The 16,377-nt window shown below is 61.1% G+C and carries 14 protein-coding genes; 5 read left to right on the top strand and 9 right to left on the bottom strand.

The window, feature by feature from the left end; translation table 11 throughout:
- Window positions 1–43: 43 nt before the first annotated feature.
- Window positions 44–1,378 carry an O-antigen ligase family protein gene (locus tag FHT75_RS05390; RefSeq protein ID WP_047613565.1) on the bottom strand — a complete coding sequence of 445 codons (1,335 nt, stop codon included), beginning with the start codon at window positions 1,376–1,378 and terminating at the stop codon, window positions 44–46.
- Window positions 1,379–1,859: 481 nt separating this feature from the next.
- Here FHT75_RS05390 and FHT75_RS05395 point away from each other — a divergent pair, with 481 nt between their 5' ends.
- Window positions 1,860–2,663 (top strand): Ku protein, encoded by an 804-nt coding sequence (locus tag FHT75_RS05395; RefSeq protein ID WP_028755591.1) that lies wholly within the window; start codon window positions 1,860–1,862, stop codon window positions 2,661–2,663.
- A 22-nt stretch (window positions 2,664–2,685) separates the two neighbouring features.
- Here the strand turns inward: FHT75_RS05395 and ligD are convergent, their stop codons facing one another.
- From ligD to FHT75_RS05415, 4 genes are read right to left on the bottom strand one after another with little or no spacing between them, the layout of a single operon-like run.
- A complete protein-coding gene (gene ligD / locus FHT75_RS05400; protein ID WP_028755590.1) occupies window positions 2,686–5,196 on the bottom strand; it encodes a DNA ligase D in 2,511 nt (836 codons plus the stop codon).
- A gap of 1 nt (window position 5,197) precedes the next feature.
- Window positions 5,198–6,052, bottom strand: coding sequence for a Ku protein (locus FHT75_RS05405; RefSeq protein ID WP_028755589.1), 855 nt, complete (start codon window positions 6,050–6,052; stop codon window positions 5,198–5,200).
- 18 nt (window positions 6,053–6,070) lie between these two features.
- The gene (locus FHT75_RS05410; protein ID WP_028755588.1) at window positions 6,071–6,304 is read right to left on the bottom strand and encodes a DUF2188 domain-containing protein; all 234 of its coding nucleotides are present in this window, start codon (window positions 6,302–6,304) and stop codon (window positions 6,071–6,073) included.
- A 55-nt stretch (window positions 6,305–6,359) separates the two neighbouring features.
- Window positions 6,360–6,623, bottom strand: a complete 264-nt coding sequence (locus FHT75_RS05415) for a hypothetical protein (RefSeq protein WP_028755587.1) — start codon at window positions 6,621–6,623, stop codon at window positions 6,360–6,362.
- A 143-nt stretch (window positions 6,624–6,766) separates the two neighbouring features.
- On the opposite strand from FHT75_RS05415, the gene FHT75_RS05420 reads away from it, so the two are divergent.
- From FHT75_RS05420 to FHT75_RS05430, 3 genes are all read left to right on the top strand, one after another.
- On the top strand, window positions 6,767–7,195 hold the full coding sequence (locus tag FHT75_RS05420) for an OsmC family protein (RefSeq protein WP_028755586.1): 429 nt from the start codon (window positions 6,767–6,769) through the stop codon (window positions 7,193–7,195).
- Window positions 7,196–7,288: 93 nt separating this feature from the next.
- A complete protein-coding gene (locus tag FHT75_RS05425) occupies window positions 7,289–8,725 on the top strand; it encodes an FAD/NAD(P)-binding protein (RefSeq protein ID WP_028755585.1) in 1,437 nt (478 codons plus the stop codon).
- Window positions 8,726–8,813: 88 nt separating this feature from the next.
- Window positions 8,814–9,707, top strand: coding sequence for a DMT family transporter (locus FHT75_RS05430; RefSeq protein ID WP_028755584.1), 894 nt, complete (start codon window positions 8,814–8,816; stop codon window positions 9,705–9,707).
- A 3-nt stretch (window positions 9,708–9,710) separates the two neighbouring features.
- Here the strand turns inward: FHT75_RS05430 and FHT75_RS05435 are convergent, their stop codons facing one another.
- From FHT75_RS05435 to FHT75_RS05450, 4 genes are read right to left on the bottom strand one after another with little or no spacing between them, the layout of a single operon-like run.
- The gene (locus FHT75_RS05435; RefSeq protein WP_028755583.1) at window positions 9,711–11,330 is read right to left on the bottom strand and encodes a VOC family protein; all 1,620 of its coding nucleotides are present in this window, start codon (window positions 11,328–11,330) and stop codon (window positions 9,711–9,713) included.
- 21 nt (window positions 11,331–11,351) lie between these two features.
- The gene (locus FHT75_RS05440) at window positions 11,352–12,947 is read right to left on the bottom strand and encodes a response regulator (RefSeq protein WP_028755582.1); all 1,596 of its coding nucleotides are present in this window, start codon (window positions 12,945–12,947) and stop codon (window positions 11,352–11,354) included.
- A gap of 4 nt (window positions 12,948–12,951) precedes the next feature.
- Complete coding sequence (locus tag FHT75_RS05445) at window positions 12,952–13,377, bottom strand: response regulator (protein ID WP_028755581.1); 426 nt, start codon at window positions 13,375–13,377, stop codon at window positions 12,952–12,954.
- On the bottom strand, window positions 13,364–15,502 hold the full coding sequence (locus tag FHT75_RS05450; protein ID WP_028755580.1) for a sensor histidine kinase: 2,139 nt from the start codon (window positions 15,500–15,502) through the stop codon (window positions 13,364–13,366). Before FHT75_RS05450 ends, FHT75_RS05445 begins: the two co-directional genes overlap by 14 nt.
- Window positions 15,503–15,694: 192 nt before the next feature.
- Between FHT75_RS05450 and FHT75_RS05455 the strand changes: the two genes are divergently transcribed.
- Window positions 15,695–16,072, top strand: a complete 378-nt coding sequence (locus FHT75_RS05455) for a response regulator (protein WP_063476329.1) — start codon at window positions 15,695–15,697, stop codon at window positions 16,070–16,072.
- The last annotated feature ends 305 nt before the right edge of the window (window positions 16,073–16,377 follow it).

Below are 16,377 nucleotides of genomic sequence, written 5' to 3' on the forward strand. Positions count from 1 at the left end.
ACTGAGACCAGGCGGAGCGGAGCCCCCGTGAAGCCTCCGTGTCTCAAGCCTCACGCGGTCTCCGGTTTGCCAACAGCCTCGGACGCAGCTCGGAGAGTGCAATCACAGTGTGTGGCCAGAGAATAAAAGGTGCGAGCATCATCCCTGCCTCTGTCATGGATCCAAGCATGATCAGGATGATAATCACGATCTCCTTCCGTCTGGCGCCCGATCGCTCTTGATCGGCTTCGACGATTGTCATCTTTCGGAACAGACGAGTCACCAAAAACAAGACCCATGCGCCTATACCGGGAATGCCGATATTGAGGGCAAGTTCGAGGTAGGTGTTGTGCGTCGACCGCGCGTCGAACGTCACCTTGACGTATTCCTCCATGACATCGGGCTGGCGGAACATCGCAAAGCCATAGCCGGTTAAAGGCCTATCCCATATCAGCGGAAACAGCTGTTCCCAGATGTTGGTGCGCCCCGAGAAAGTAAGGTCTTTGCCGAAAGCTTCAGCAACGGCAGAGGCCACACCCAAATAAATGAAACTGGCGGCAAAACCCACCAGAAGAAACAGCAGGGCGACGACAAATGAGCGAAAAAGGCGATTTGGATAGACGTGGATAATCCGGATCGCATACAGCATGACACTGCCGAACATCGTCAATACAACCGCGGTCGACGACTTTGTCGCTACAATCAAAGCGAGGAGGCAAAGCATCGCAGCCCACCGTACAAGCGTGCTGTAACGAAGTCGGCCTAGCTTCTGCGTCGACAACAGACACACAAAGCTGACCGAGCAAAATTGTCCCAACGTATTCTTGTGGTAAAACGCCCCCTTTACCATGCCGGCATAGCTGCCACGCATGATGGCAAATTGCGGGAAAGCGGCAGTATAGAGAACATTGATAAATGCGGCCGCGATCGCAAAACGCCCCAGGATGCGAAACGCTTCCACGTTGCCATACCGCGCGCGATAAAGCAGCGGCGGGAGCGCAAGAACAATGACGGCGGCCAATCCCTTTAAAGACGCCCCTCTGTCAATCGAGAACACGATTGATGTCAGACAGGAAATGGCAACGACCCCGATGAGGGGCGAAATTCTTGAAAAGGTCCGTATGAATTGCCGTTGTTCCAACAGAAAATACAAACCGGACAACGGGATAAGGCTGTAAAGCATCAGCTTCATCGGAAGCGGGTCTACCGACGCGCCGTCATCGAAATTTGCCGGCAGTCCGTACCACATGCCGGTCGCCCGCCAAAGTGCGGCGTAGAATGCGACAGTAAGCACCAGCTTCGCCAGCACGTCCCGTCTGACGCGCCATCTGGAAGCAGTCCGCCGACGGTGGCTGCCTTGATAATAGTCTCGTGCTATAGACGCGTCTTGTATCGCCATTAAGAGCTCTTCTATCTCATGTTCGGGGATGTTCCTATTCGAAATAGGACTGAGCCAAAATTACAATTTACCTCTGCTGGACTCTGTATGCGACATTGAAATCATCGACACTGGTTTCTGTCTACGACCCATCACAAATCGATAGATTTCGATCGGTTGACCACTCCCACAATCCAAAACAGCCGACACGTCGCTCTTCCTGCAGTATATGGTTGGCGCGAAATTCATGAGCCAGACCAACGAGTTATTGCTGCAGTTCCTGCTTTAACCCGCCATGTGGCGCCACTTTAAGCCATATCATTCCTCGAATCCAGTTTGCTAAACCTTCCAATATGTCGCGCCCAACTGGTTCGAGCCACCCGCTGCCGCGCGCCGGGACGCTGGCTGTCGTCGTCAATCGAAACCTCATCAGCTCCCGGAACCAAAGACCGAACAGGCCGTTGATAACGATGCCCAACCATGTCCGGGAGGCAGGACAGACATGGCACGTCAGACATTCTGGAAAGGCTATCTCAAGCTCTCGCTCGTCACCGCCGCCGTCTCGCTGACGCCGGCCACGACCGAAAGCAACAAGGTTCGTTTCCATGTCCTCAATCGCCAGACGAAGAACCGCGTCGAAAGCCGTTATGTCGACAGCGTCACTCACAAACCTGTGGCCGAGCGGGACCAGGTGAAGGGTTATCCGCGCGGCGAGGACGATTATGTTCTGCTCGAAGACGAGGAAATCGAGGAGGTCGGGCTCGAAAGCACCCGCACCATCGACATCGACAGTTTCGTGCCGCGCGGCTCGATCGACTGGATCTGGTACGACAAGCCGCATTTTCTGGCGCCCGAGGACAAGGTCGGGGTGGAAGCCTTCTGCGTCATCCGCGAGGCGATGAAGGCGAATGATGTCGTCGGCATCGCCCGTCTGGTTCTCTATCGTCGCGAGCGTGCCGTGCTCTTGGAGCCGCAAGGCAAAGGCATCGTTCTCTGGACGCTGCGTTATGGCGACGAGGTGCGTGATCCCATTGCCGAACTCGATAGCAACACCGAGATCGACAGCAAGCTGCTGACGCTGATGAAGCAACTGGTGAAGGAAGAGACCAAGGATTGGAGCCCCACCATGGTGCAGGATCCGATTCAGAAACGCCTGAAGGCGATGATCCGCGGCAAACAGAAGAGCCTGAAGAAGACCGCATCCGCGAAAAAGCCTGCCCCGGTGAAATCGACCGGCAACGTCATCAACATCATGGATGCGTTGAAAAAGAGCCTGGCTGCTGAGAGCGGGCGCAAACCGCATTAGGCGAAAGGGTATTGCCGATCCGCTATCGCTTCTTCTTTTCCAGCGGTTTCGCTGCCGCGAAAAACCCGTCCCAAGGATCTCTCGGCAAGGCGTCCAGCCGCGTCGGCGTGTTGTCCACCGTGAAATAGGCCGGCCCGATGTCGGCGGTGAGCTCATCCCATTCCAGTGGCATCGACACCGCAGCCCCCGGCCTTGCCCGCGTCGAATAGGGGGCGACCGCCGTATTGCCGCGGCCGTTGCGGAGATAGTCGATGAAGATCCTTCCCTGGCGCTTGGCTTTGGTCGCCGTCGCGAGATAGCGCTGGGGATCGTCGGCCGACATGCTGTCGGCAAGCCATTTGGCAAAGCCCTTCACCTCCAGCCAGCCGGCTTTCGGTGCAAGCGGCGTCACCACATGCAGCCCCTTGCCGCCTGTGGTCTTGACGAAAGCGGCGAGACCCTCGGCCTCCAGCCGTTCCTTCAATTCGTAAGCCGCGGCGATCACATTCTCCCACGCCACCTCCTCGCCGGGGTCGAGGTCCATGGTGATCATATCAGGCTTTTCCCAATTGTCGGTCGTCGCACCCCAGGGGTGGATTTCCAGCACGGCCGATTGCACCAGCGCCACGACGCCATCGAAATCGGTAATGCGCAGCAGCTTCTCGCCCTGCTTGTCCTTCGGATCGGTTATCTCGCCGATATGCGGGTTCATGCCCTTCCAGGCATGTTTCTGGAAGAACCGCTGCCGGCCCTTGATCCCGTCGGGCAGACGCAGCAGCGCCAGGGGCCGGTTGACGACATAGGGCGCCATGAAGCGCCAGACCTGGGCGTAGTAATTCGCCAGGCCCTCCTTGGTAACGCCCTCGTCCGGCCAGTAGATGCGGTCGGGATGGGTGAGCGCCACCGCCGATTTCGGCAAAGCGCGAGCTGTGGTCTTTTCCGTTTCGCGCGTCACGTCCTTTGCCGGCTTGTCCTCGCGCAGGCCGCGGAAGGCGGCATGGCGCAGATTGCCGTCGGCCGACCAGGCGCGGAATTCCACTTCGCCGACCAGTTGCGGTTTCACATAGATCAGCCCGCGCCGTTCCTCCGATGTCAGTTTGTCGTCGAAGGAATTCTCGCTCTGCGTCAGCCGCGACAGCTTCTCATGGAGCATCTGCGCCGTTGCCACCGTATAGCCGGTGCCGACACGGCCGACATGTTTGAGTTCGCCGTTTTGGTAATACCCCATCGCCAGCGAGCCGATCGCATTCTTCATCGATGTCGACGGAACGTAGCCGCCGATGACGAATTCCTGCCGATGCGAGCATTTCGACTTGATCCAATCGCCCTTCCGTCCCGACGTATATTTGCTGTCACGCAGCTTGGAGATCACGCCTTCGAGGCTGAGCCGGCAGGCATGGTCGAGCACCAGTCCGCCGCTTTCGTTGAAATGCGCGCTGTAGCGCAGCTTGTCGTCGTCGCCGGGTATCAGGGTTTCGAGCAGATGTTTGCGATCGAGGAGCGTCGCGTTGAGCAGGCTGTGGCCGTCGAGATACAGAAGATCGAAGGCATAGAAGACGAAGCGATCATCGCGGCCTTGGCTCAAATCCTGCTGCAGCGCCGAGAAATCCGAAGCGCCAGTATCGCGCTCGACGACGATCTCGCCGTCGATCACCGCCGATCGCACCGGCAGGGCGGCGAAGGCATCGAGTACGGCCTTGCCGAATTTTGCCGTCCAGTCGAGCCCGCTGCGGGTCAGCATCTTGACCTCCCCGTCCCGGATCCGCACCTGCAGGCGATAGCCGTCGAACTTGATCTCATGGATCCACCGATCGTCCGCCGGCGGCTTCGGCTTCAGCTTGGCAAGGGCCGGTTCGATGAAATCCGGCATCGCGGCCTTGCGCGCGCCCTTCGGCCAGTCGCGTTCCCGGGGTGCGGCGGCTTTTGCCTTCGGAGCCGGTCTTTTGACGGCAATCCCTTTGCCGTTCTTCGCTTTCGAATTCCAGGTCGCTTCGGGATTATCCGCCACCTCTTCGAGCTGCCGGCCCGTTTTGGCTGATTCCGGCCGTTCGTCGAGGATGTCGCCGTCATGGCGCGCCTCGGCGTCGTCGCCCTTGATCAAGAGCCAGTTCTCACGCTTTTCACCGGGCCGGCCGTGCATGCGCACGAGATGCCAGCGGCCTTTCAGCTTCTCGCCGTCGAGTTCGAATTCCATATGGCCTTTGCGGTAGGCCTTGTGCGCATCGCCATGCGGCGTCCAGGTGCCGCGATCCCAGACGATGACGGTGCCGCCGCCATATTGCCCCTTCGGGATAATGCCCTCGAAATCGCCATAGGAGAGCGGGTGATCTTCGACATGCACGGCGAGCCGCTTATCCTCCGGGTTGAGGCTTGGTCCTTTCGTCACCGCCCAGCTCTTCAGCACCCCATCCATCTCCAGCCGGAAATCATAGTGCAGCCGGGTCGCATCGTGCTTCTGAATGACGAAGCTGTTGCCGCTGCTGCGGCCCTTTTGTCCGCGTGGCTCGGGGGTGAGCTTGAAATTGCGTTTCGCCTGATAGGTTTCGAGAGCCATCTCAGCTTGCCTTCTTGCTGTGGCTGTCGCTGCGGGCCGGCGCCTTCTTCTTTGCCGGATCCTTCGTTGCTGGGGCCTTGCCGCTCATCTTCGCGCTCTGGCGCAGCGCCTCCATCAGGTCGACGACCTTGCGCTCCGGCTGCTTCTTCTTCTTCGGCGGTGCCCGGCCCTCGATCTTCGCCTTCACCAGTTCGACGAGGGCAGCCTCGTAACGATCCTCATATTCGCTTGGTTCGAAGCTGGCCTGCTTGGTGCCGATGATATGGCCGGCAAGCTCGATCATCTCCTTGTCGAATTTGATGTCGGGAATGTCTTTGAAGACCGTATCGGCCGAGCGCACCTCGTAATCGAAGTTCAGCATCGTCGCGACGATGTAGTCGTCATGAGGGCGGATCAGCAGCGTCCGGTTGCGCCGGAAAAGCACGGCTTCGGCGAGTGCTGCGACCTTGCCGTCGCGCATGCCCCTGGCGATCAGCGACAACGCCTCCTCGTCATGCTCGTCCACGGGGGCGAGATAGTAAGGGCGGTCGAAATAAAGCTTGTCGATCCCGTCGAGGGCGATGAAAGCCTTGATATTCAGCACCTTGTCGCTCTCCGGCATGATCTCGGCAATCTCGTCGCCCTCGATGACGATGTAGTCGCCGCTCTCAATCTGGTAGCCCTTGACCTGGTCGTCCCGCTCGACCGGTTTGCCGGTCTCGCTGTCGACGAATTGCCGTTCCACCCGATGGCCGGTCCTGCGGTTGATGATGTTGAAGGAGACGCGGTCGGAGGAGGAAACGGCGGTGTAGAGCCCGACGGCGCAGGCAAGGTCGCCCACCTTCAGATGACCCTTCCAGCTTGCCCGAGCGGCCATTCCATCCTCCGTCGCAAATCAGAGCCGGCTGCCGCTCTTGTCGGTTTCGAGTTCCTGAAATGCCCAGCCGCGGCCGTCAGGCGCGGGATAGGCGAGCAGCGCATCGCCATCGCCGATCTTCTGGCGCGACGCGGCGTCCTTGGCATGGAAGATCGCTTCATCAGCCGTCGCATAGGTTTCCGAAAGCGTGTCGCCGAGCTTATAGGCCCAGCCATTGTCATGCGGGACGACCTGATAGGTGATATCGGCCATTTCGGATCTCCTCTTCTCAATCAAATAGGGAGCATGATGGCGTTGGCATCCTGCTCTAGTTCCGATTTGTTTTGCGCCGTTCATCGACGAGGGCGATGATTTTCTCCAGCGATGCGATATCCTCGCTGGTGACGACGGGAACCGGATCGGCCGCGATCGCCTCCAGCACCTCCTTCGAAACGGCGCCGTTGCGGATCGCCCATTCCAGCGTTTCGCGCGTCTCCCGCTCGGCTTTCAGCTGCGCATAGAGCGCAACGATCAGCCGATCACGAGCATCCATCCGCCGGCCTTGGTTATCCATGCTGCGGACGTGCACCATCGCAATCCACCTTTGTCACTGATTTCGTTCAGGTGTATTCAACTGATGAGGGATGGAAAGGTTCCGAAACCGGTGGGCGGGCTTTGCCATCGCCGCATCAGGCGGAATCGCCATCCGCAGGATATTTGCGAGAGGATTTCAATATGGCCGATCTCAAGATTCGCCCCCGCCCGACCGGCGCCACCGCCGTGGTCGGCCGCACCGGTTTCCCGCACGTCATCTCCGCCACCAAGGGTGAGATCGATATCGTCACCGCGCCGTCGCAGCCGGGCTTCAATCCGCTCGACCTGCTCTATTCCTCGCTCTCGGCCTGCCTGGTGCTCAGCGCCCGCATCGTCGCCAGCCAGATGGGCGTTCTCGACAAGATCAGCGAGATCACTGCCGACGTCACCGGCGAGAAGGCGACGGAAGGCCTTTCGCGCGTTGCCAAGTTCAACATCGCCTTCTCGATCAAGGGTGATATCGACGAGGAGACCCGGCAGAAGATCGCCCACGCCGCCGAAGACGAGATCTGCACGGTGAGCAACACCATCCGCGGCAATCCCGAATTCTCGACGACAATATCGGGATAAGCCTATAAAAATTATAGACAATAGCGGCGGAAGGATTGCGCGACCGCTGCCCCGCTTCTATGCTCGGATATCGAAGCAACGATCCCGGCCACCATGCAGCCCAAGCCTCTCCCGACGTCCGCACAACCCGTCGTCGCCATCATTGGCGGCGGTATCTCCGGCGCCGGCGTCGCTTATCATCTCGCTAAGGCCGACTGCGGCGAGCGTCCTGCCATCGTGGTCTTCGAGCCGCGCGCCGAACTCGGCCGCGGCCTTGCCTATGACACGGATGATCCGGCTCATCGCATCAATGTGCCGGCCGCCAAGATGAGCCTGCAGCCGGGCGACTTGAGTGAATTCCAGGCCTGGATCGAAGCCCGCGATGCCGTCGCCGACGATCCCGAGGCCAGGCAGCCCGATGGCTCATTCTTCCCCCGGCGTCGGCTCTTCGGCGAGTATGTCGCCTCCCTGCTGAAACCGCTGCTGGAAGACGGGAGCGTGCGTCATTGCCGCGCCGCGGTGACGGGTGTCGAACGCCGTGCCGGCCGCTGGTCGATCCTCGACGACAAGGGCGGCGTGACGGAGGCCGATATCGTCGCGATCGCCACCAGCCATCCGCCGCCGGCAGCTCCCGGCCGGCTTGCGATCCGGCTTGCGGCCCATCCCCGTTTCGTCGCCGATACCACCAAGCCCGGAGCGCTCGACGCTATCCGCCCGCATGACCGGGTGCTGGTCATCGGCAACGGTCTGACGGCCGCCGATGTGATTGCCTCGCTGGCGCAGCGCGGACATGACGGTCCGGTGACCGCGATCTCGCGGCGCGGTCTGCGGTCTCGCGGCCATGCGCCGGTGCCGCAGCCGCTCTTCGGCGATTTCATCTCCGATGCGACCCATTCCGCCGTGTCGCTGCTGGCGGAGATCCGCACCGCCATCGATGCGGCGAAGGCTGAGGGCATCAGCTGGCATGGCGTGATCGACCAGGTGCGGGCGCAGGGATACGAACTCTGGCAGGCGCTGCCGGTTGCCGAACGGCGCCGTCTCGTCCGTCACCTGCGTCCCTATTGGGACGTGCACCGTTTCCGGATCGCCCCGCAGGTCGAGGCCGTGCTCGACGCGGCGGTTGCTGCGGGCCGCCTCGATATCCTGGCCGGCTCGGTCGCCGATGCGCGCATCGAGGGCGAGTTGATCCTTTGCACCCTGCAGCCGCGTCATCAGCGCCAGCCGCTGGAGAGACCTTATGACGCTGTCGTCGTCACCACCGGCCCGGCGCATGGCGGTATCCTCGAAACCCAGCCCTGGCTTGCAGCACTTGCGGCAGACGGTCATCTGGCGCTCGACCCGACCGGCCTCGGCCTTGCCTGTACCGAGCGTTCGGAGGCGATCGGCCCATCCGGACGGGCCGACCCCTCGCTGCTGATCTCCGGCCCGCTGGCGCGCGGCACGTTCGGCGAGCTGATGGGACTGCCGCAGGTGACCGAGCATGCCTTCTTCGTCGCCGGCGAGATCGCCGAAAAGCTGAGGATGCGCGCGACGAATAGGCATCCTGCCTGATTTTCGATCAATATGTCGCTCTTCGGCTGTCGCCGGCGATCGACTTCTGATACGCACCCGGCATCCGGGTGACCAAAATATCGAGATCATGTCGCAGCCTGCCTCCACCCTTTCCGAAGCCTCGCCTTCCAATCGTTTTGCCCTTGCGGCCCTCCTTCTCGGCGGAGCGGCGATCGGCGGCTCGCCGATCTTCGTCAGGCTGTCCGAGGTCGGTCCGATGGCGACCGCCTTCTGGCGCGTGGCGCTGGCGCTGATCCCGATCTTCATCGTCTCGCTGATGAAGAAGGAGAGGGGTCCGAAGCCGCAAAATCTTTCCGACTACGGCATGCTGGTTCTCCCGGGCGTCATGCTGGCGCTCGATCTCGGCGCCTGGCACCTGTCGCTCACCATGACGTCGGTCGCCAATGCGACGCTGCTTGCCAACCTTGCGCCGGTTTTCGTCACGCTGATCGCCTTCCTCTTTTTCAGCGCGCAGATCAGCCGCATCTTCATCCTCGGACTTGCCGTGGCGCTCTGCGGCGTCGTCATTCTAAAGGGCGGGCCGGCAGCTGTCGGCAATGGCGATCTCAGCGGCGACGGCATGGCGATGATCGCCGCCTTCTTCTATGCCTGCTACATCCTGGCGATCGGCAGGCTGCGCAGCCGGTTCGATACGATCCGCATCATGTTGTGGAGCACGGCCTGCGCCGCCGTCTGCATCTTTCCGATCGGCCTCATCTATGAGGGCCATATGCTGCCCGCGACCGTCTATGGCTGGTCGATCGTTTTCGGCCTGGCTTTTATCAGCCATGCCGGCGGGCAGGTGGCGATCACCTATGCGCTCGCCTATCTGCCGCCGGCCTTTTCCTCGCTGACGCTGCTGTTGCAGCCGGTCGTCGCGGCCATCCTCGCCTGGGCGTTGCTGAGCGAGGCGATCGGGGCGATGCAGGCGCTCGGCGGCGCCATCGTGCTTGCCGGCATCATGGTTGCCCGCCGCGGCTGATCGTCAGCGATTTTCCTGCAGCAGCCATTTCTGGATGATCGGAATGTCGGCATCGCCGAGATCGTGGCCGCCGGGGATGACGTCGGAATCGACGGTGGCGCCCGAACTCTTCAGCCTCTCTTCCAGTTCGCTCGCATATTTGCCGTAGGCATCGGTCTTGCCGCTGATGACGAGCAGGTCCGTGCCTTTGAGATCGGCATGCGGATAGTCGCTGAGCACCGGCATGGAGCGCAGCAGCACCGCCTTGTGAACCAGGTTCGGGTGCAGGTAAAGCAGCGAGTTCAACAGGTTGGCGCCATTGGAATATCCGACATAGACGACCTTCTGAGGATCGAGCCCGTAGGATTTGACGGCGCCTTCGATGAAGGCCGCGAAGGCTTCGGCCTCGGTCTTGATATCGTTCTGGTCGAAGGAGAAGGGGGTGATGCGCTTGTACCAGCGCGGAAAACCTTCTTCCGTTGCCCGGCCGCGCACGCCGAGCAGCGTCGCCCGCGGCGCCGCCTTGTTCAGGAGCGGCATCAGCGTCGTCTCATTGCCGCCGGAACCGTGCAGCAGCACGAAGACGCTGCCATCGGGATCGGGGGGCGTATAGAAGCGATGGACGAATGGCAGCTCGCGATAGTTGACGCGCGGCTGGCCGGGCATCGAAAACTGCGGCAGCACCACCTTCAGGTCATGGAGATTGGTGATGGCTTCGGGCGGGGAGAACAGCTTCGTCCCCAGAGCGGCCTGTTCTTCGTCCACGGTCATGCCGGGCTTGTCGGTGGCAAGCTCCACCAGCGTGCCGCCGGGTTCGCGGGCATAAAGCGAGCGGAAATATTTGCGGTCGTGCATGTTGGTCGGCGATGCATCGGTCGCTTCCAATGCCTTGCGCACCGAAAGCAGCGTGTCCTCGTTCGCGGCGCGGAAGGCGACGTGATCGACCGTGCCGGTGCCCGGCGCGCCGGACCAGAAGCCGCGCGCATCGCGCACGTCGATGACGTCGCCGGATTGCGACACCAGCCTGTCGATCGTGCCACGATTGGCCTGGAAGCGATAACCGAAATGGGTCTCGAGGAAGCTGCGGCTTTCGGCAGGCTTCTCCGTCAGCATGGTGGCGCCGCGCACGCGCTGGACGGCATGCTCGATCGGGATCGAGGCGCCGTCCCAGGCGGCCGGTGATGCCAGGGTCTTCGTGCCTGCGAGCTTGAGGATGATGTTGTCGGGGTCCTTCAGCCGCAGCACAGGCTCGCCGAATTCGTCGGCCGGCCCCTCCGAGCGCAGGCCGAAGCTCATGGCGCGCGTCAGCCAATAGCCGATGCTGGCGGGATCGATCGACAGCGATATTTCGCTGATCTGGCCGAAGCCCACCCGGCCGGGGGCGCCATCTTCCCAAGCGAGAAAGGTGAGGAGGGAACCCGGCGTCCCCGCCGCATCGCCATAGAAGAGATGAAGCTGCGTCGCATCCTCGTAACCGGCTGTCTGCTTGACGAGCCGCATGCCGAGAAACCCGGCGTAGAAGTCCACGTTCGCCTGCACCTTTCGGGTTACGGCAGTGACGTGATGAATGCCTGATACCATCGAGAGCAGTCCTGATTGAAGCGGCGTCGTCAGGAGCGCGAGTATGAGAGCTGCGAAGGTCATACCGTTGCCAATGACCGTCGCTTAGTTTTGTTCCGCACAAAGTGCAAGCGAATCGCCGCGCTGCAGCAATTCCAAATGTTCGACATCTTCGAGTGCCTCTTCCAGTTGCTGCAGGGTCGGCGGCTTGACCATATAGGCGCGCGCGCCGAGATTTCTGGCCCGCCGCATGTCGGTCTCATCGCTTGAGGTGCTCAGGATGCAGACGGGAATTCGCTTGAGGCGGACATCGGCGGAAAGCGCATGCAGCACCTCGAAGCCGTCCATGATCGGCATGTTGATGTCGAGCAGCATCAGGTCGATCTGCGGCACGTCGGCGATGCCGGCGCGCTCTTCAAGCAGCCGCATCGCCTCGCGTCCATTGGTGGCGACATGCAGGTTGAAATTCACCTTCTCCCGGCGCATCAGCTTGATCTTGAGAATCTGGATGTCGGCCGGGCTGTCTTCCACCAGCAGCACTTCGGCGAGCCTGCCCGAACCTTCGCCTGGCTGCTCCGCCGGCCTGGCGCTGTGCGGGATGGCCGATGCGGCCGGCGGCGCGGGCCTTGCCTCGGCGAGCGGCACTTCGACAACGAAGGTGGCGCCCGGCCCATTTTCCGGCTCGCACCAGATCGAGCCGCCATGCAACTGCGCGATGCGGCGGCAGATGGCAAGGCCGAGCCCGGTGCCTTCGATGCCACGGCCGACGAGACGCTTGAACGGCTGGAAGATCAGTTCGCGGTGCTCGGGATCAATGCCGGGTCCGTTGTCGCGCACTGTGAGACGGCAGATATCGCGCTGCGCTTGCCCGGTGATGCTGACCTCCGGAACCTTCTGGTCGCAATAGCGGATGGCATTCGACACCAGGTTCTGCAAAAGCTGGGTCAGCAGTGTCGCATCGCCCATCACCTCAGGCAGCGCCCCGCGGATGATGACGGCTCCGCGGCTCTCGGTCTGCTGACGCAGATTGTCCTCCACCTGGTCGAGCACAGCGGAGAGCGAGACCGGCCTGAGCTCCGGTCCGCCGGAGGCCTCGAGCCTGGTGAAGCCCGAGACCTTGACGATCAGATCTTCCATATGGTCGGCGGCGCTGAGCACGTAATCGAGCAGTTCGCGGTCTTCGGCCGGAAGCGCCGACGACCCGTGCAGGATGCGGCTGAAGGATTTGATCGTCCGCAGCGGCTCCTTCAGATCATGGGCCATGGCGCGCGTGAAGATCTCGAGCGATTGCCGCTTCTGCTCCAGCTTTGCTTCCAGCATGCCGTGCATGATGGCGTTCTGGATGCAGCGATGCAGTGTTTCCGGCGACAGGGAATCCTTTGTCAGATAGTCGCGCGCCCCGCTCTTCATCACCTCGACGGCCACGGTTTCGCTGCCCTGGCCGGTCAGCATGATGACGTTGGCGGCGGGATCGGCCTCCAGGATATCGGCAAGAACGCCGAGACCGTCGCGCCCCGGAAGCGAATAGTCGAGCAGGATGCAGTTCGGCCGTTTCCGGCCGTTCAACGCCAGGCCCTCTTCACCTGTCTCCGCCTCCACGACCGTATAGGCGGTGCTGGAGACGCGGCCCAATATGCGGCGATAGACCTCGCGATCGTCGATATTGTCGTCGATGATGAGAATGCTGCAGACTTCCGCCAATCTGTCAGTCCTCGAGCGGCAGGATCGCGATTTCGAACCAGTATTCCTTCAGCCGCTGGATCGCAGCGAAGAGCCCGTCGAGATCGACCGGCTTCTGCACATAGGTATTGGCGCCGAGCGCATAGCAGCCTTCGATATCGCGCTCGTCGTCGGAGGTCGTGAGGATCACCACCGGGATCTTGCGCCAGCCGGCGTTCGATTTGATCGCCTCCAGCGTCTTGCGGCCGTCAAGGCCCGGCATGTTGAGATCGAGCAGGATCAGCCCCGGTTTCGGTGCCATCACGCCGAGCATGTCGAGCGCTTCCTGCCCCGAGGCCGCCCAGCGGATCGAGTTGCGCAGGTTGGTGCGTTTGAAGGCGCGCATCGTTGCTTCGAAATCGTCTTCGCTGTCCTCGACGATCAGGATTGGTTGCGTGTCACGCTGCTGCATTCTGCCCCTCGCGCTTTCTTCCCAGGGTGAAATAGAACGTCGTGCCGGCGCCGACCTCGGATTCCAGCCAGATATCGCCATTGTGTCGCGCGATGATCTTGCGAACGAAGGTGAGGCCTGCTCCGGTACCATCTTCGGAATCCTGCGACTTTTCCAGCCTTTTGAAAATGCGGAAAATGTCCTCATGGAATTCCTGGGGTATGCCCTTGCCGTTATCTCTAACGAAAAACACGTTGCGGGCAACCGTGCCGTCCTGGCCGACGAACCGGTCGAGGTAACCGATCGAGACAAGCGGCGCCGGCTTGTCGTTGTATTTGATCGCATTGGTGATGAGATTGCGGAACACTTCGGTCAATCGCGGCGCGTCGCAGACCACGTCCGGCAGCCGGCCGTCGATGATGACCTTGGCATGCCGTTCCTCGAGCAGCAGCTCCATCGTCGCGACGACATCCTTGACGATCAGGCTGATGTCGGTGCGTTTGACTGCCAGTTGCTGCCGCCCGAGCCGGGAGAAATACAGAAGGTCGTTGACGAGTTTCTCCATGCGCTGGCTGAGACGTACGAGCCGGTTCAGCCGGCGTACGCCGTCGACGTCGAGCTTGTCTTCGTAGTCCTCCAGGAGGAAGCGGGAGTGGTTGTGCAGGCCGCGCAGCGGTTCCTTCAGATCATGCGAGGCGATATAGGCGAATTCATCGAGGTCGTGGTTGCTGCGCTCGAGTTCGGCCGTATAGGCCTCGAGCTGGGCAAGCGTCGCCTTCATACGTTCTTCCTGCCGGACGCGCTCGCTGATATCACGCACGATGCCGACGAAGATCTTCGTATCGCCGGTGACGACGGTGCTGATGGAAACATCGATTGGAAAGACGATGCCGTTCTTGCGGCGTCCGGAGACCATGCGCGTCGTGCCGATGATCCGTTCCTCGCCGGTCTGCCGGTAATGGGCGAGATAGCCGTCGTGCTCGGAATGGTAGGGTTCGGGCATCAGCATCTTGATGTTCCGGCCGATCGTGTCCTGCGGGGAGTAGCCGAACATGCTTTCCGCCGCCGGATTGAAGCTCCTGATCGTTCCACGATCGTCGATGACGACGACGGCATCAGGCGTGCCGCGCAACAACGCGCCGAAGCGGACGCGCTCGGTTTCGAGGTTATAGTTGTTGCGCATGAAATAGAAGACGAGGATCGCGATCAGCCAGAGCGTGGCGGCCGTAATCGTGCGGTTGGCGATCTCCTGCCAGAATGTCGCCTCGTCGTGCCTGACGGCGAAGAAGCCGAGCATCAGCAGCACGGTGCAGGCAAAGGCGAAGAAAAGCGGCGCGTTCCTGTTGCCGAACCAGAGCGCCGTCAGCACCAGCGGCACGTAGAGAATGCCGTTGGCGACACCCAGCGGCGTATAGAGATCGACGAGAAGGCCGGTGAAGCACACGGCAGCCGGGATCCAGAGCGGGATCTGCGCCCGGTTTGCCGGCTGCATCCACCAGGAGCGGGCGAGAAGCCCCGCGCCGAAGATCACCATGCCGACCGCCGTATGCAGCGCCATCGCTGCATAGGGCCCCCAACGGTAGCCCTGTTCGGCATCGGTGACGTAGCTCGCCAGCGCGATCATGCCGAGCGTCATGACGACGTAGCTCGTCAGCTCCTGCACCACCTGGCTTTTCCTCTCCACCGGAAGCGAAAGCAGCAGCGAAAGATTGGCGATCAGGAAGATCAACGCCGTATTCGGCCCCATGCCGCCGCCGATCTGCACAATGAAAGCGGGGGGAACCAGGAAGCGCGAGATCAACACGTCGACATTGTGGAAAGTCCGGCCGATCGTGACGATTTCCACGAGCCGGGCTGCGGCAAACGCCGCTGCAAGTCCCGCCGTCATCGTAGCCGTTATTCGAAAACGGCGGCCGGTCAGTGTCGAGGCGGCAAGCCCCGTCCCGGAAAGCACGAAGCAGAGCGCAGTGTTGAAGGCCATCGACGGAAAGCCGGGAACCAGCGAAATAATGATCTCGACCTGCAGCAGCCAGCCGGCAAGGGCGGTCACGCCGAGAAGGACCATCAGGCAGCCGACGGCAATCGCAAAGGCACGGTAGTGCCGCCTTCGCTGGTCCTGCAGGTCCACGTCGCTGCTATCCTGCACCCGCCTATTCTCCTTGGTTTGCGCGGTCATTTTTTCCGAAATCAACGAATACTCAATAGGCAAAGGGAAGGCGATGTCGCGCTTTTTGCGAAATGCCTTGCGGTAATATATATCGAACTTTCGTGAAACCGCGGTATCGTGATTTCTAAGGACAGCGACGTTCGTTCGAACAATATCCAATCACGGTGATGGATGCCGACCCTATTTTACGTCGATGACAGCAGGGATGACCTCTTTTATCTCGACTATATCAGCCGGAAGCAGCAGATAGACGTCGATCTATTCTGCTTTTCGACAGCCGATATGGCGCTGGAGGCGTTGGAGGCGCGCGCGGCGGAAGGCAAGGCCGTGCCCGATCTGTTGATCACCGATCTCTACATGCCGCTCGATAGCGGCACTGGCCTGGTGCTGAGCCTGCGCCGGGATGTTCGGTTCAAGGCGATGCGGCTTGCGATCTGCAGCGGATCGGATGCCGATGAGGATCGCGCGCGTGCGCTTGAGGCCGGCGCCGATTTCTATCTCGAAAAACCCCTTGACCTTGCCGCACTCATTCTCAATCTTGAAGTGTAGGAAACGACGTCAGTCCGGCCGCCTGTTTTCTGCCGCTTGCCTGGAGCATCCGACAAACCGCAATTGACAAGGTCGGGGGCGCAACACAAGATGCAACCGAAGCGAAGGAAATGGAACGCAAAATAAGCGCTGAGAGAACCGATGAACCCGCGTTCGCCGCCACGAACATCAGCCAACCCCTTAGCTGAATGGGTCTATCGGTTCTCTCGCGCTTACGTCTGGCACTGCCTTCTCGCATTCATGGATGTTGAACACGAGAAGATTTACGATACCCAGGTAAGAACTACTGCCCCTCAGTAAAATCT

The organism is Rhizobium sp. BK112 (assembly GCF_014193215.1).
In the GTDB taxonomy this organism is placed as follows: domain Bacteria; phylum Pseudomonadota; class Alphaproteobacteria; order Rhizobiales; family Rhizobiaceae; genus Rhizobium; species Rhizobium anhuiense.

Coding starts and splice junctions, on each gene's coding strand:
- FHT75_RS05390 (WP_047613565.1), bottom strand. CDS start 1,378: ATGGCGATACAAGACGCGTCTATAGCACGAGACTATTATCAAGGCAGC.
- FHT75_RS05395 (WP_028755591.1), top strand. CDS start 1,860: ATGGCACGTCAGACATTCTGGAAAGGCTATCTCAAGCTCTCGCTCGTC.
- ligD (WP_028755590.1), bottom strand. CDS start 5,196: ATGGCTCTCGAAACCTATCAGGCGAAACGCAATTTCAAGCTCACCCCC.
- FHT75_RS05405 (WP_028755589.1), bottom strand. CDS start 6,052: ATGGCCGCTCGGGCAAGCTGGAAGGGTCATCTGAAGGTGGGCGACCTT.
- FHT75_RS05410 (WP_028755588.1), bottom strand. CDS start 6,304: ATGGCCGATATCACCTATCAGGTCGTCCCGCATGACAATGGCTGGGCC.
- FHT75_RS05415 (WP_028755587.1), bottom strand. CDS start 6,623: ATGGTGCACGTCCGCAGCATGGATAACCAAGGCCGGCGGATGGATGCT.
- FHT75_RS05420 (WP_028755586.1), top strand. CDS start 6,767: ATGGCCGATCTCAAGATTCGCCCCCGCCCGACCGGCGCCACCGCCGTG.
- FHT75_RS05425 (WP_028755585.1), top strand. CDS start 7,289: ATGCAGCCCAAGCCTCTCCCGACGTCCGCACAACCCGTCGTCGCCATC.
- FHT75_RS05430 (WP_028755584.1), top strand. CDS start 8,814: ATGTCGCAGCCTGCCTCCACCCTTTCCGAAGCCTCGCCTTCCAATCGT.
- FHT75_RS05435 (WP_028755583.1), bottom strand. CDS start 11,330: ATGACCTTCGCAGCTCTCATACTCGCGCTCCTGACGACGCCGCTTCAA.
- FHT75_RS05445 (WP_028755581.1), bottom strand. CDS start 13,377: ATGCAGCAGCGTGACACGCAACCAATCCTGATCGTCGAGGACAGCGAA.
- FHT75_RS05455 (WP_063476329.1), top strand. CDS start 15,695: ATGCCGACCCTATTTTACGTCGATGACAGCAGGGATGACCTCTTTTAT.